The sequence below is a fragment of the Pseudoalteromonas sp. NFXS39 genome (assembly GCF_040148775.1).
Classification (GTDB): Bacteria; Pseudomonadota; Gammaproteobacteria; order Enterobacterales; family Alteromonadaceae; genus Pseudoalteromonas; species Pseudoalteromonas apostichopi.
Window position 1 is genome coordinate 41,676 of record NZ_JAGDEC010000001.1, and the last position, 15,308, is coordinate 56,983.

Below are 15,308 nucleotides of genomic sequence, written 5' to 3' on the forward strand. Positions count from 1 at the left end.
TTTGTAAAATGCTGAAATTTCTCTAGCAAAAAATTGGTTAATAACATCGCGTTTTGGGCGATTATTGCTAGTTAATAAACCTTGGGTTTGGCTCATTGGCTCTGCCAGACGATGCCATTTTTTTATCTGTGCGTATTCGGGTAACTGCGCGTTTTGTTTAGCAATGTGTGCTGCAAGCTCATTGTCACTCATCGCTTGGTTTGCAAAGATAAGCGCAGCTAAAAACGCTTGGCCTTCGCCAATAACGACAGCTTGCTGTACCTGACTGTGGCTGAGCAATAATGACTCCGGCCACTCAGCACTGATATTGCGTCCAAAGCTCGTGATAAGCTGATTTTTCAAGCGGCCTTGGATAACCAAACGGCCTTCTTGCTCAGTAACTAAGTCTCCAGTGGCATACCAATCGTCGGTATTTTGTGCAGCTTGACCTAAATAACCTAAAAATAATGAACCTTTGATATAAAGTTGGCCATTTTCAATTTTATATTGAATATGTTTAAGTACTCGGCCTGCAGTTTCGATGTCATCATCATTACTAGTGTTTAAACTCACCACGGATGAAGACTCAGACAAACCATAACCTTGATACACAGGTAAGCCACATTTACGGGCTTGCTTAATAAGCTGCTGACTTACAACCGCGCCACCTACAGCAATAAACTTTAAGCTTTTAGGCGCTTGCCAGCCTTGCTTTGCAAAAGCCACCAAACAGGTAAGAAGTTCTGGCACTAAAATAAGAGTATTTGGCTCAGTACGTTCAATTGCAGCAATCAATTTGTGAGGTTCAAGTAACTGCGCACCAGAAAAACCAAGTTCAGCTAAAGGGACCAAATTAACCGTACCACCAGCTAATAGCGGCGCATAAACACCTGCTAAGTTCTCAAGCAAAACCGGTAACGGCAATAAACACAAATGGTTTGGTTTTTCTAAACCAATGCTTTGATAGAGTGATGTAGCTACCTGCATTTGACTTTCAAGAGATAAACACACGCCTTTTGGTGTACCCGTTGAGCCCGATGTAAAGGTAATCTTTTGCGTGTTAGCAAAATAAGGCACAGGCTGTGTATTACTCAGTTGATAAACATATAAAGGGTAATGCTTACACACGTCAACTAACGCCACTAACTTAGCATGCTCACCTTCGTATGCGCGGTCACATACAAATAGCCCTGCCCCACTGTTTTGCAAACCAAATGCAATTTGCTGAGCAGTAAAAAACGTTGGTAGCGGAATCGCGACTCTTTTAAGATCGCTAATCGCGGCTTCCAATACACACCATGCTGGCGTGTTATCTAATTGATAAGCGATGCCTTGGGCATCAAATTCAGCTAAGGTTGGCAGTAAACGAGTTACTTGCTCAGTAAACTCTTGTTTAGTTAGTGAGCGTACACCATCACTTTGATGGCAAACCATCAAGGTGTCGCTATCCTTATGCGGTAATTGTGTTAACCAGCTCATAACGCCTCCAAAAATACAGCAAGCTCAAGTGATGACTGCAAACACTGCTGTTTGATATTGAATAAAACTGGGGTGTTTAATACACGTTGATGTGCTTCGTTTAGGTCAACCACACAAATGGTTGGTTGATTGTCGTAATAGCTACCCCAGCTAGCTGGATCTTGAAGTGCTTGTGCATTGGCAACACCGATTTCTTTGCAATTCACACCAAGCATTTTTAATAACGCTCTCACTTTACGGGTTGCGCAAAACACTAAATATTTTGCCCCTGCTTGATAAAGTGCTTCGTTCATTAAAACAAAATGTGCCAAGGTGGCTTTTCGATGCGTTGAGCATAAATTACCTAGCTCAAAAATGTGCTCACGCTTGGCACTGACAAAGTGCTCAATAGACGCAGGGAGGTATTGTTCAATAAACAAAGGCTGTGATGCAGAGCGAAGACCTAAAGTACATACTTCATCATCAACATTAAGCTCGCAAAGTAGCGGCATGAATTGCGAAATTTTCGCGTCATACGCAGCAGCAAAGCCTTGCTTGATATTGCTCTCAAGGCGGTCACGGAATTGACCTCCTTCACGAGTGCAAACAAAGGCTGGCTCTTGAACTTGAGTTTGTTGTAATTGTTGAACTGAAAGCATAATTGTTCGCTCCACTTAGGTTATGTGTAAAATTTATCGAGCGAAACTTAAATAAAACTTAAGAAAAATTAATTTTTATAAATATTTTTCAAACTAATGAAATTTAATGATTTTATTTTTATTAAAAACAAAAATGCCAGTCTGTTAGACTGGCATTTTAATGCTTAAATTAACGTTAAACTTAGATTACTTAACGATAGTCATCTCTTTCAGTAAATTTTGCGCATTATCAACTTTATCCATCACCCATAACATGTATCGTGAATCAACGTGAATTGAGCGATTTAAGTTTTCATCGTAATCCCAATCACCAATAATGCTTTCGTAAACACCATCAAATAATAAACCAACCAGTTCAGCATTACCGTTTAAAGTTGGTGAGCCTGAGTTACCACCTGTGGTATCTACATTTGATAAAAAGTTAACCGGAACAGTATTCATACCGCCAGTGTAATCGCCATAAAGCTTTTGCTTAATTAACTCATTTTGCTTTTCTGGTGAGTTGAATGGTTCAACACCGGTGTTTTTAGCAAGCAGTCCCTCTAAAGTTGTAAAGGGGGTTGCCACTAAGCCATCTTGCGGTGAATAGCCGCCTACCGTGCCGTAAGTTACACGTAGGGTGCTGTTCGCATCAGCATAAACAGGTTTATTAAGTGCCTTGTTATAAGCGATAATTGCTTCCATTAATGCAGGGCGAGCGGCTTGCTGTTTACCGGCCAGCTCTTTTTTCGCATCTTCTATATCTTTAGTGGCAGCAAAAATAGCCTGAGCGTACTGAATGAAAGGATCGCTACTTTGTTTTAACTGTGCAAGATCAAGGCCTGCCATCCATAAGCGTTTACTCTCATCAGCAAGAACAGATTTAGCATACATTTCATCAAGTAAAGCTTGTTGTTTTTGCTTGTCAAAACCGTTTGTTAAACCAAGCGCTTTATCAACTTCTGCAACACGTTGGTCCTTTGGTAATGCCGCATACTGCTCAATAAAGTACAGCAATATTGCTTTATCAACAGCTTCATCATAACGACGGCTCATGCTTTTTAAACGTGACTCGATACGTGGCATATCACGCTCTTGATAACCGCTTTCGCGCTCAGCATCTGGCTTTTGTTTTTCGTACGCTAAACGATATAAACGTCGAGCAGTTGAAATCATTTGTGAGCGGTGTACGTAACCTAACATACGGTCGCGCTGGTTATGCTCTTGCGACTGTGCAACTAGCGCTGATAAATCAGCAAGTACATGTCCGTATTTAGCTTTGCGCTTACTATCTTGATTGATCCACGCTGTGAGATCTTTTTCGAATTGTTGCTTACGGCTATACATTGAACCTTTATTAAAGCTCTCAATCATTGAGCCATAGTTTTTAATGTAATTGTTGTAACCCGCAATCGTGCTTTCGTAAGCGATACGTGCCTCTGAACCCTCTGGGGCATTTTCTTCAATTAACGAAACATATTTAGAATTATATTTACGCGCTAATGGGTAGGCTGTATTAAACACGTAGTCAACTTCAGGCGATATACGGTAACGGTTTGTGCTACCCGGATAACCGGTAACCATCACAAAATCGCCTTCTTGTACGCCTTTAGCACTTACTTTTAAAAACGCATCACTTTGGTACGGCACGTTGTCTTCTGAATATTCAGCAGGCTTGCCATCTTTGCCAACATACGCGCGATAGAACGAGAAATCACCCGTATGGCGCGGCCACATCCAGTTATCGATATCACCGCCGTATTTACCCACACCCATAGCGGGTGCATACGCTAAACGTACATCTTTAATTTCTAGTGATTTGATGAGGTAATACTCAAGACCACCATGGAAAGTGTACACATTACAGCGATAGCTTGGATCTTGCTCACATTCACTAACAAGTGCTTTTTCATTTGCTTCAATAGCATCAAAACGTGCTTTACCTGTTAGCTTTTCAGTCCCTTGGTTAACTTTATCAGTGACTTCGGTTACTTGTTCTGTCACATAAACACGAGACCCCGGCGCAGCAGGTACTTCTTCACCTGTTGACTTAGCTAAAAAGCCATTTTCTAAAATATTATTGTCGGTAGTTGAGTTATATTGAATCGAACCATAAGCACAGTGATGATTAGTTACCACTAAACCTTTTGGAGAAACAAACGAAGCGGTACAGCCACCAAGGCTAATTACCGCGTTCATCGGAAACTCAGTCAGTTTTGAAATTGATTGTACATCAATGCTCAAACCTTTCGCTTTTAATATAGATTCAAGTTCCGGTAGCTGGTGAGGTTGCCACATGCCTTCGTCGGCAACAGCAACATTTGCTACAGCAAGACCTACTGCAGCAGCAATAAATTTAAAACGCATAGTCATCCTTTTTGTTATGTTTATCATTTTTAGCGCTCATATAATTATCATGGTGCTAGTGAATAGCAATAATTTGCGACCGCTAATGTCAAAATTTGTAAACCACTCAGGTTTCATGAGCCTAATATTTAGACTCATGAACCACTGCATTATGGCCATGTAAGCTTTCTTGATGCTCAACTTTAAACTGATAATCAGTAATTACATCCATTGTTTCGAAGCACTGCTTTAATCGCCTTGCTGCATCTTCGCAAAACAGTAAATTTTTTGCGTTAAGAGCAGCAAATGCTTGTTCATCTTCACGCTTCACGGCGGTTTGTACTGGGGTGCCTATAGCTTGCTCACATACTGTGATAAAGCCGCCAATATCAGGTAGCTTTTCACTACTAAAAGTGACATCGACATACGCATAAGAGCGCTGGCTATGAGGGGTTGCAATTGAGCCCTGTTCACTTGCAAGCCAGTTAAGGAATGATGCTTTATCAATCGCTGCATCGTTAAATTGTTTATCAACCGCCTCGCTCAAAAGCTGCCTCGACAATGCCGCTGAGCACGGGCAAGTGCTGCTGTAGGTAATATCTACTTTTAAGTTAATAGTCAGTGATTGCTGCTTAGTAATCGTTAAAATAACAGGGTAAGCATTATAACCAGCGTTGTCGCTAAGTAATGCTGGTTTTAACTGAGGTAAATCAAAATCCAGCACCAGTTTTGCGCCTTTACTTAAGCCTTTTTGTGATGCTAAAACGGCCTCCATAAACTCGTTAACACGCTGAGTCGTTAAGCTTTGTTTAGCCAATAGCTGATTAAGTAGTAAATAAAGACGCGACATATGAATGCCTTTAGCATCGCTATCAAGGCTAACGAACACATCGGCTTTGGCATTAAGGTGCACATCAACATGAGTTTGTGCAAGCTTCAAAGGCAATGCTATTTTTTCCATACCGACCCATTTTAAAGGCGACTGAAAATCTACATTAGAGTGCGAGGTAATATCGGGTAATTGCATATCAACTTCTTTTAACGATTAAATGTTAAGGCCATAGCAGCCTGTTTGTGCGGGTATACGTGCTGCCCATCAAAGACACACTCCCCATTTACAAAGGTATGTGTAATTCGGTTTGAAAAAGTAGTGCCATTGAATGGCGTCCATTGGCATAAATAATGAGTGTTTGTGTGCTCAACGTGCTTTTCTGCATTTGGGTCAACCAGTACTAAATCAGCAAAATAACCCTCTCGTATAAAGCCACGGCCTTCAATAGCAAATCGCTTTGCCACGTTATGCGCTGTTTTTTCAACGATTTGCTCAAGGCTCAACGTACCGCGTTTTACCTGTTCAAGTAACATTAATAAGGCATGCTCGACGAGCGGAAGCCCTGCTGGTGCAGCGTTGTATTGTTGCTGTTTTTCTTGCCAAGTATGAGGTGCATGGTCGGTGGCAATAATATCAATGCGACCATCACGCACTGCTGCGAGCAGCGCTATGCGGTCTTGCTCTGATTTTATGGCGGGGTTACATTTAATTTGATTGCCATAGTGTGCGTAATCGTCTTGGTTAAACCATAAATGATGCACGCATGCTTCTGCGGTTATGTGCTTTTGCTCTATCGGGGCATTACTAAATAGTTCGAGCTCTTTTGCCGTTGTTAAGTGTAAAACATGTAGCTGTGAACCATAACGTTTTGCCAGTGATACCGCATACGATGATGATGCATAACAGGCTAACTCATCACGAATTAATGGATGATGTTCGATACGTAGTTCGCCAAAACGTTTTGCTAAACGGCGCTGATTTTGCTGAATAACCTCGCCTTGCTCGCAATGGGTTGCAATAAGTACTGGGCTTTCACGAAAAATGGCTTCTAGTGCATGCGGATGCTCAACGAGTAAATCGCCTGTTGATGCCCCCATAAATACTTTCACGCCGCAAACTTTTTTTGTATCAAGGGCTTTAATTTCTTCAAGATTGTCAGGGGTTGCACCAAAGTAAAACGCATAATTCGCAGCGCTAGTCTGAGCTGCTATCGCGTATTTATCTGCAAGAGCTTTTGCCGTGGTGGTCGACGGTGAAACATTGGGCATTTCCATAAAACTTGTAATGCCACCCGCAACTGCGGCGGCGGACTCTCTGGCAATAGTGCCTTTATGCGTCAGGCCTGGCTCTCTGAAGTGAACTTGATCGTCAATCATGCCAGGTAATAGCAACAGGCCGCTTGCATCAATCACCTGATCATTGGCCTTTGCAGTGATATCAGAATCGATTAGAACAATTCGTTTATCGACTATTTTTATATCGTTTGTTTTCCGCTGTCCTTCATTAACTACGCTCGCATGTTTGATTATGATAGCCATACTGCTCCTTGCTTATTCAGCAACATTTGCAACTTATCGTAAAAAAATGCACTCCATGGCAAGATTGATTGCAGATTAATATGTTACAATATAACATACCATAAAGTTTTTATTTGGTAACTGTTATGAGTCAAAAAGATCATTTTATCGGGCTATTTAAGCTGCTAAGTAATAAGCCGCTTTCCGATCTTAGAGAATTTTAACAGCTTATCGCAGCCAATAATCACCTTATCGCAACGTATGAGGTCAATTGTAATAAGACACAGTATGCTGGGCTCATTGATCACATGCTGATACCTACCCCATATGAGTGCATTTTTGTAATTCGTTTTAACCGCTTTTCAAATCAAGAGCTTATAAAGCGTATGTGCAAGGGTATATCGACACAATTTAATTTTAAAAATGACAAGAGAAATACTATGAAACACCTAATCGCAACCGCGATCAGTTCAGCGCTGTTACTCACAGCCTGTTCAGAACCACAAACGACAACATCAACGCCTAAATCAGAACAATCAGCACCAGCTGCTGCCGCAGAGCAAGCTAACCCACTGTTTGTAAAAAGCGTATTACAATACGAAACGCCTGATTTCAGTGCGATTAAAGATGAGCACTTTATGCCTGCTTTTAATAAAGGTATGGCTGAGCAAATGGCTGAAGTACAAGCTATCATCAATAACCCAGCAAAGCCTGATTTCGCTAACACCATTGTTGCTCTTGAGAAAAGTGGTGAGCTACTGACTCGCACACGCAGTATTTTTTATAACCTAGCAGGTACTGACTCAAACCCGGCTCGTCGTGAATTACAAAAAGAATTAGCGCCAAAACTAGCTGCTCATAGCGACAATATTTTCTTAAATAAAGCACTCTTTGAAAAAGTAGCCGCTATTCACAGCGAAGCTGACAACCTTGCCTTAACTGCTGAAGAAAAACGTTTATTAGACGTTTACTACAAACGTTTTGTGCGTGCAGGTGCAAAATTAAGTGCAGAGCAAAAACAACAAATTCGTGATATCAATACGAAGCACTCAAGCTTAACAACTCAGTTCTCACAAAACTTATTAGCACTGACTAAAACAAATGTTGTTTTAGTGGATGACAAAGCAGAGCTTGAAGGCTTACCAGCAGGTCAAATTGAACAACTCGCCAATGCCGCAGCAGAAGCAGGCCACCCAGGTCAATACCTAATTAAAATCACAAACACCACGCGTCAGCCAATTTTGGCAACACTGAAAAACCGTGATTTACGTGAAAGAGTATGGCGTGCATCGGCTGAGCGCGCATTATCGGGCGAAAATAGTAACCGTGAGATCGTGGCACAGCTTGCTCAGTTACGTGCTCAAAAAGCGAAACTATTAGGTTACGACAGCTGGGCTGATTTTGGTTTAGAGTCACAAATGGCGAAAAAACCACAAGCTGTATTTGATATGTTTGCGAGCATGATCCCTGCATTAATGCAAAACGTAAACGCTGAGGCCGCTGCAATTCAAGCTAAGATTGATGAATCAGGCGAGCAATTCAAATTACAGCCATGGGATTGGTTATTCTACGCAGAGCAAGTTCGTAAAGATAAATACAACCTTGACGAAAATGCAGTGAAAGAATACTTCGAGTTCAACCGCGTTCTAGAAGACGGCGTATTCTTCACCATGAACCGTTTATACGGCATCACCTTTAAACCACGTAACGATATTCCGGTATATCACCCAGATGTAAAAGCCTATGAGTTATTTGATGAAAATGGTAAGAGCTTAGCCATTTTCTTTGCTGACTACTTCGCTCGTGAAGGCAAGCGTGGCGGTGCATGGATGAGCTCATTCGTTAAACAATCTGGCCTTAAAGAACAAAAGCCTGTTGTTGTAAACGTTATGAACATTCAAAAAGGCGCGAATGGCGAACCTACGCTTATCAGCTATGATGAAGCAACAACGATTTTCCACGAGCTAGGTCATGGCTTACACGGCATGTTCTCAAACGTGAAGTACCCTACTCTATCTGGCACCTCAGTATCACGCGACTTCGTTGAGTTCCCATCAACATTTGAAGAAGATTGGGCAATGTACCCTGAAGTTATCGCTAACTATGCAAAACACCATAAAACTGGCGAGCCAATTCCTGATGAGCTACTGAAAAAAGTAATTCAATCGCGTAGCTTTAACCAAGGTTTTGATACCCTAGAGTACGTTGCAGCTGCACTACTTGATATGGAATGGCATTCACTTTCTGCTGATGCACCATTACAAGACATTGAAAAGTTTGAGCAACAAGCGCTTGCTAAACATGGTGTTGATGTACCATTTGTACCACCACGTTATAAGTCAGCCTTCTTCTCGCACTCAATGGGCGGCGGTTACTCAGCGGGTTACTACGCTTACATGTGGAGTGAAATCTTAGCGGCAGACGCCTTTGCTTATGTTCAAGAACAAGGTGGTTTAACTCGCGAAATGGGTGAAAAATACCGTAAAGAAATTTTAGAAGTCGGTAACTCCCGTGACCTGATGGAATCGTTCAAAGCGTTCCGTGGTCAAGAGCCAGACACTTCAGCGTTATTAAAACGCCGCGGCCTAAAAGCAACGGTTCAATAGCTTTAAGAGGAAAGCGCTAAGCCGAATTGTGGGGTTATCGAGTGTTGATAACCCCGCAACGATAGCAAAAGGAGCGGTCAGCCTTCAGCTATCAGCGGTCAGACGCGCGAAACAAGTTTCACGCCTACTTGTAGCAGCGGGTTTATCCCGCGTCATGAGGTGCTAGGTACTAGGCTCTAGGACGCGATGTAAAATCGCTGCTACCTCACATTTCGAAACTCGCTAACTTTACTCTCGCTAACTTTACTCTCGCTAACTTTACTCTCGCTAACTTTACTCTCGCTAACTTTACTCTCGCTAACTTTACTCTCGCTAACTTTACTCTCGCTAACTTTCCTCGCTAACTTAAAAACAAAAAAGCCCTTACAGTAAGCTGTAAGGGCTTTGTTATCACTATTTAACGTTATTATTTACGTTTACGGCGACGGCCGATAAGCGCTAATGGTGCAAGTAGTAGTGTTAAGAAACCAAAGCTACCATTGCTAGATTTAGTCACTTTCTTCTCTTCTACTGGCTCAGCTTCGTTAGTTACAGCAACAGTGAATTGCTCTGATACAGAGTCTGTACCATCATTAACTGTTACTTCAAATACCAACTCGTCATCGCTTGAGATAGCGCCTGGCGTGAAGCCTAAAGTAGCTGTATCAGCACCAGTTAATGTAGCAGTTGTACCGCTTAGTTGCGTCCATGTGTAGCTTAGTGCGTCATCATTACGGTCTGTAGCTGTTGCAGTTAATGTGCCTGAAGCAGACTCAGAAACTGACTCATCACCCGATACTGAAAGTAATGGTAATGCGTTATCACATGCTAATGCATCACCAGCAATCACATTTGAGAAGATTGGTGAAGTCACGTTGCTTACCGTAACGTTATCAATCCACCAGCCGAACTCACGTACTGCGCTGTCTGATGACATACGGAAACGTAATTTTGCACGGTTACCGTTTAGTTCAGTACCGAAACGAATTGTTTCGTAGTTACCATAAACACCGTTACCATCAACATTGTTACCTGTGAAGGTATCGCGATCTTGTAGTGCTTGCGCGTCGTTTTCGATTAGTGGGCCATCGTAACCTACATCAAAAGTACCGCCCATCTCAGTAACATCTACCCAGTTACCGCCGTTTACGCTGATTTCTACAACACCACCATCCCATTCGTTTTCGATTAGGTAGAAGTGCCAGAATGAAACTTCAAAGTCACCAGCAAAACCGATATCAAACTCTCTTGATTCAACCGCAACATCAGACTGGAAGTCATTGTTGTTTAGGTACATTGTTTGCTCGCCAAGACCGAAGCCAAAGCTGTTGAAGAAGTTAACATTACCGCCGGTTGCCATGCTTTGCGTGCCAACAGCTAAGTCATCACCTGTCATTACGTTTTCTTTCCAATCACGTAATGATGCACCTGCTACTTCCATATCGTCTGCCGTTTGTGAGCTAACTGGTGCTTTATCTTCAAAGTCCATATTCACAAGGTAAGATACTGTATCGCTTGCTGCTTCAACAATTTCGTCATCAGCAGAAAGCTCTGGGAATGACACTTCGATTTTAAGTGTATCCGCAGTGTCAGCATCATTTAACGTGAAAGTAATCGGCGCGCTTGTTTGTGAAGCATATGGGTTTGTATCGTCGAATGTGATTAAACCATCATTTTCGAAAGTTACATCGTGGCCACTTACAACCGTTAACTGAGCTTGTGTGCCAGTCAGTACTTCACTACCTGTGTTCATGATGCTAACAGTTAATGTACCTGTTTCACCTTTATCTAGCACGTTATCGTTTGAACAATAACCTAACTCAGCACCGTTATAGTTTGCATTCATTGCCACATCTTTAAATGTGAAGCTAGCAAGTTTCATTTTGTCTGATTCAACAACACCTGTTAAATCTTCACTGAAACGCTCTGGTGCTTTAGCTCCTAAGCCCATACCACGCTTAGCAAATGCACCTAAGATTAGTTTGTAATCTTCTGGGTCTACAGCATACGCTGCAGCTAAGATAGCATCACGTGCTTCTGTGTATAACGGTGCAACAGGAGTCAGCTTGTAACCAGCAACTAAGTAGTTAGCCATACGGTTTTGAGCATCTTCAAAGCCGTGCTCGTTGATAAGCGCTACATAGCTTTCCCAAAGCATAGTTGCCCAAATTTCACCTGCTGCGTGTGGTGAAGCAACACTTGTTGGTGAAATACCTACATCATCACCAGCATTTTCAGTAATGTGACGGAAAGACAATGGGTTTACTTCCATATTGGTAGAATATGGAACACGACGAATACCGTAGTAGAAGTCTTCTACGAAAGTACCGCTACCGTATGCTTTTTGGAACTTGTCGTTACCAGGGATGTTAATGTCACCTGCTTTAGCAATGAACATTAGAGAGTGGAAATCACCCCAACCTTCACCCATCGCGCGGCCCTGGAAGTTGATAAGGCCTGATGAGTTACCCACTAAGCGGTTACTGATATAGTGACCCCATTCGTGAGCAATAATACCGTTATCTAAAGTACCGTCTTTTAACGTTGCTTTATTGAACATATTAACAGTGACAGTTTCGCCTGCAGCGATACCATCGTAAAGCGCATGACCGTCAGCATAGTTCAGACCCATGTTAGGAATGATAACTGCATCGTCTTCACCGCCCATTGGCGCTGGCTCATCCGTATCTGGGTTGTTGTTTACAACGATTGCCCCAATTGCACCGGCTTCTTGTGCGTGTAGTACTTTTGCTGTGAAGTTACAAGAACCACGATCTACAAGCGCAATTTTGCCAGCGAGTTCTGCTGCATTTGTTGCAGGTTCACAACCATCGTTTACGCTACCAGAATCTACGTTATTACCGTCAACTAGACGAACAACTTCCCCTGCGATATCAGCAAATTGCATTTGACCAAAGCCAGATACTTTAGAAGATTCTAGAAGACCAATCGTTGCATCAGATGTTACAACCACACCGTAGTCAACGCCTACTTTTGCGTCTTTTGAGTTGTATAGATACATTTGCATGCGTGGGCTTGCACCGTCAGCAGGCGTAGACATGTTCGCGTTGTTTAAACCGCTATTATCTTGTGCTTGCGCTTCGATTGGATCGCCTTCAACACCACCACGACCGTAGTTAGATACTTGCGCAACATTTGATGTTTCGTCAAAACCATGATCATAGAAAAAATCGTGTAAGAAGTTGTTCATGTAGAACAAGTTAACGATCGCCGCTTTACGGTTGTCGTAGCTGTTTGCTACTTGATCAACTCGGTAAGGGTAATCGAATGTGTAATCTGATGTTGTTTCTGCAGTGAAGTCACCTTCTGTGTAACCTTGAGGTGCGATAACATCAGCATAAGCAAATACGTTGTTACCTGATGTTGTTGTAGCATCATCAGCAAGCCACGGATCCATCGTGCTTAATTTTTTGTAATAAGACAAGCTTACAAGTGGTGCATCAAGGATTTCTGTTTCATCAACTTGATCAGGGCCATCAGCTGGGATTACGTCACCGTGTGGGCCTTCCCACGGGTAACCATCTTCATCAGCCCAAACACGGTAGTTAAAATCTGCCGCGTGAGCTTTTAAGTCTTTCTTGAAGTAAACTTTGTTGTTTTGCGCGCCAATAACATAACTGAAGTAATCGCTTTCTAGGCTATTTTTGTCAGCTACTTCTACTTCAACATAGTATGCAGATTGCAACTCACCCGCTACTTCAAAGAATACTTTCTTAGCACGTGGCTGACCTAATACAACTTTGTCACCATTTTGGTTAGACACATTGTATTTAACATAGTCGCCTTGTTCAGTTGACTTAGTTAGCGATACATTGATATCTGCAAGCTCTTTAATAGCACGCTTGATACTTTGCTCAGCGCCTACAAAGTCAGCTAAAGGTGCAAATGATTGTGTTGCGTTTGAGCTTGTATTAGCGAAGTAACCAGAACCTGCAACTAGGTTGTACTCTTTGTCCATGATCAGGTTGTATTCACGGTTGAATACTTCAATGTCATGTACTTTTTGCTTGTATTTAGCAGTGATTGAACCAAGCTTTTGTTCAGATAAATCTGTTAATACAGCGCTTGATACACCTTTTTTAGCTGTGCTAACGCCAGTTAAGGCATTTAAATAAAAATCTGCGGCATAAGCATTGCGTTGCTCAGGAAGTACCATAGCCATATCTGGCTTAGCTTGACCTACTGCATTCCATAGGAACGTGGCTTTACCTAATTGCGCATCGAAAATAGATTTATGACCCGATACTGTGCGACGCTCAGCTAATGCACGTTGCTGAGATACTTGAGGATTAAATTGTACTTGCGAGCTAACACTTGAGGCATTATAGAAGCGAGTTTGTTCACTTGCCTGTAATTGAGATGATGCCAAGATAGCCGTTACCATGGTAGCAACAGCTGTTACTTTAAATTGAGACATTCCTTACGTTCCCTATTGTTATATTTTTATTTTCGGTTAACAATCATAACCGAGGCCAATGTACCCAATATGGCAATTAAAAAACAGAATTAATTGTAAAAAAAAGTAACAAACAAGCAGGAACATAATGAATCAAACAATTAAGATACAAGCACTTACACTAGCATTAGTACTAGTATCAGGCTGTCAAAAAAATGAAATAAGCGAGCAAAATACAGCACAACAGCCAACGACCAGTTCACAAAAAGAACAAGTTTTAGTTAAAGATGTTAAAAAAGCAGTCGAAATCAACAAACAAAAATCTACTAACGCTTTTAGTAATAATGGCGAAAAAATTACCTTTGATGCGCCTAATTTAGTCAAAGGCACAGAAGTCTTTAATCATGCAATGCAAGAGCGCGGCATCGCTACTGGGGCAATTTATTTAACTCTAAAAGAAAACAGTTTACCAATAGAGCTTAGCAGCCAATACACACTGAAAAAAATGACCAACAAAAATTATCGATACATTGCAGATAAAAACACTGATTTATTAAAAGTACAAAACGCTTTTAAACAAAATGCCAACGTAGATGTTGTTGAAATTAAAATTGATTATTCACCGATTAAAGAAGTGATGTAGGACAGGAGCTCTCAGCCTTCTGCTATCAGCCGTCAGACGCGCGAAACAAGCTTCACGCCTACTTGTAGCAGCGGGCTTATCCCGCGTCATCATGCGCTAGGTTCTAGGCCCTAGGCTCTAGGACGCGATGTAAAATCGCTGCTACCTCGAAACTCGCTAACTTTACTCTTTCCCCTCGTAACTCGCTAACTTACTACTCCACCACAAAGTCAAAATAGGTGGCTGGGTATGCTTGAGGTTGATAAGTAAAGTGCCACCACTCCATTGAATATGGGGCGAACCCGGCATCTGTCATAAGGGTTTTTAGTTTATACCTATTTACTTTTTGCTCTGCATTAATACGCGGATCGTCGGTGTTAGAAAGGGTATCGAACATATCAAACGGTGAGCCCATATCAAGCTCTTTGCCTTTTGTATCGACTAATGTTAAATCAATCGTTGAGCCACGACTATGGCCCGATTTAGCAGCGATGTAATCACCAAGCAGCTTATCTTTGCCTAAGTTTGGATAAAACTCAGCTTTAGTACCTGTATCCTCTAAATCGTTAACCCAACGCACAAAGTGGTCAACGGCGCGCTGTGGGCGGTAACAATCAAAGATTTTTAAATTAAGGCCTTGTGTTTGAGCTGCTGTTTGCACATTTTTAAGAGCGGCAGCAGCGCTATTATGCAATAAGCATTTAGGCGCGTTGTAGCCATCAACAGGTTTGCCTACAAAGTTATGATGACCAAAATAACGAATATCTAACACGGCATTAGGAAGTAAAGCACCTACATCCACAAATTCACTTCGCTTATCATCACTTGGGTTTGCATAATTTGCATAAGCAGTGCTTGTGCTAATAAGCGCTATACTTAGCAAAGAAGAAGGTATAGTTATACGTGCCAACATA

General features: G+C 41.9%; 9 protein-coding genes and 1 pseudogene. 3 read left to right on the forward strand and 7 right to left on the reverse strand.

Annotated features, from left to right (window positions below):
• From J3455_RS00200 to J3455_RS00220, 5 genes and pseudogenes are all read right to left on the reverse strand, one after another.
• Positions 1-1,458 (reverse strand): annotated as a pseudogene (locus J3455_RS00200) (AMP-binding protein); the annotation flags it as partial.
• The gene (locus J3455_RS00205) at positions 1,455-2,096 is read right to left on the reverse strand and encodes a thermostable hemolysin (RefSeq protein WP_130052985.1); all 642 of its coding nucleotides are present in this window, start codon (positions 2,094-2,096) and stop codon (positions 1,455-1,457) included. The gene J3455_RS00205 and the pseudogene J3455_RS00200, both read right to left, overlap by 4 nt.
• Before the next feature lie 186 nt (positions 2,097-2,282).
• On the reverse strand, positions 2,283-4,442 hold the full coding sequence (locus tag J3455_RS00210; RefSeq protein ID WP_349560719.1) for a S46 family peptidase: 2,160 nt from the start codon (positions 4,440-4,442) through the stop codon (positions 2,283-2,285).
• A gap of 121 nt (positions 4,443-4,563) precedes the next feature.
• Complete coding sequence (folE2, locus tag J3455_RS00215) at positions 4,564-5,448, reverse strand: GTP cyclohydrolase FolE2 (protein WP_349560720.1); 885 nt, start codon at positions 5,446-5,448, stop codon at positions 4,564-4,566.
• Between the two features lie 11 nt (positions 5,449-5,459).
• Positions 5,460-6,791 (reverse strand): dihydroorotase, encoded by a 1,332-nt coding sequence (locus tag J3455_RS00220; protein ID WP_167657335.1) that lies wholly within the window; start codon positions 6,789-6,791, stop codon positions 5,460-5,462.
• A 419-nt stretch (positions 6,792-7,210) separates the two neighbouring features.
• Between J3455_RS00220 and J3455_RS00225 the strand changes: the two genes are divergently transcribed.
• Together J3455_RS00225 and J3455_RS19805 are read left to right on the forward strand one after the other, a co-directional pair.
• The gene (locus J3455_RS00225) at positions 7,211-9,376 is read left to right on the forward strand and encodes a M3 family metallopeptidase (protein ID WP_349560721.1); all 2,166 of its coding nucleotides are present in this window, start codon (positions 7,211-7,213) and stop codon (positions 9,374-9,376) included.
• Between the two features lie 209 nt (positions 9,377-9,585).
• Entirely contained in the window at positions 9,586-9,720 is a 135-nt protein-coding gene (locus J3455_RS19805; RefSeq protein WP_502935086.1) for a pentapeptide repeat-containing protein, read from the forward strand.
• A gap of 62 nt (positions 9,721-9,782) precedes the next feature.
• Here the strand turns inward: J3455_RS19805 and J3455_RS00230 are convergent, their stop codons facing one another.
• Positions 9,783-13,793, reverse strand: a complete 4,011-nt coding sequence (locus J3455_RS00230) for a rhombosortase-dependent M36 family metallopeptidase (RefSeq protein WP_130052990.1) — start codon at positions 13,791-13,793, stop codon at positions 9,783-9,785.
• Between the two features lie 127 nt (positions 13,794-13,920).
• Here J3455_RS00230 and J3455_RS00235 point away from each other — a divergent pair, with 127 nt between their 5' ends.
• A complete protein-coding gene (locus J3455_RS00235; RefSeq protein ID WP_130052991.1) occupies positions 13,921-14,415 on the forward strand; it encodes a serine protease external chaperone in 495 nt (164 codons plus the stop codon).
• 193 nt (positions 14,416-14,608) lie between these two features.
• Here J3455_RS00235 and J3455_RS00240 read toward each other — a convergent pair whose 3' ends face one another.
• Positions 14,609-15,307, reverse strand: coding sequence for a M15 family metallopeptidase (locus J3455_RS00240; protein ID WP_349560722.1), 699 nt, complete (start codon positions 15,305-15,307; stop codon positions 14,609-14,611).
• Between the last annotated feature and the right edge of the window lies 1 nt (position 15,308).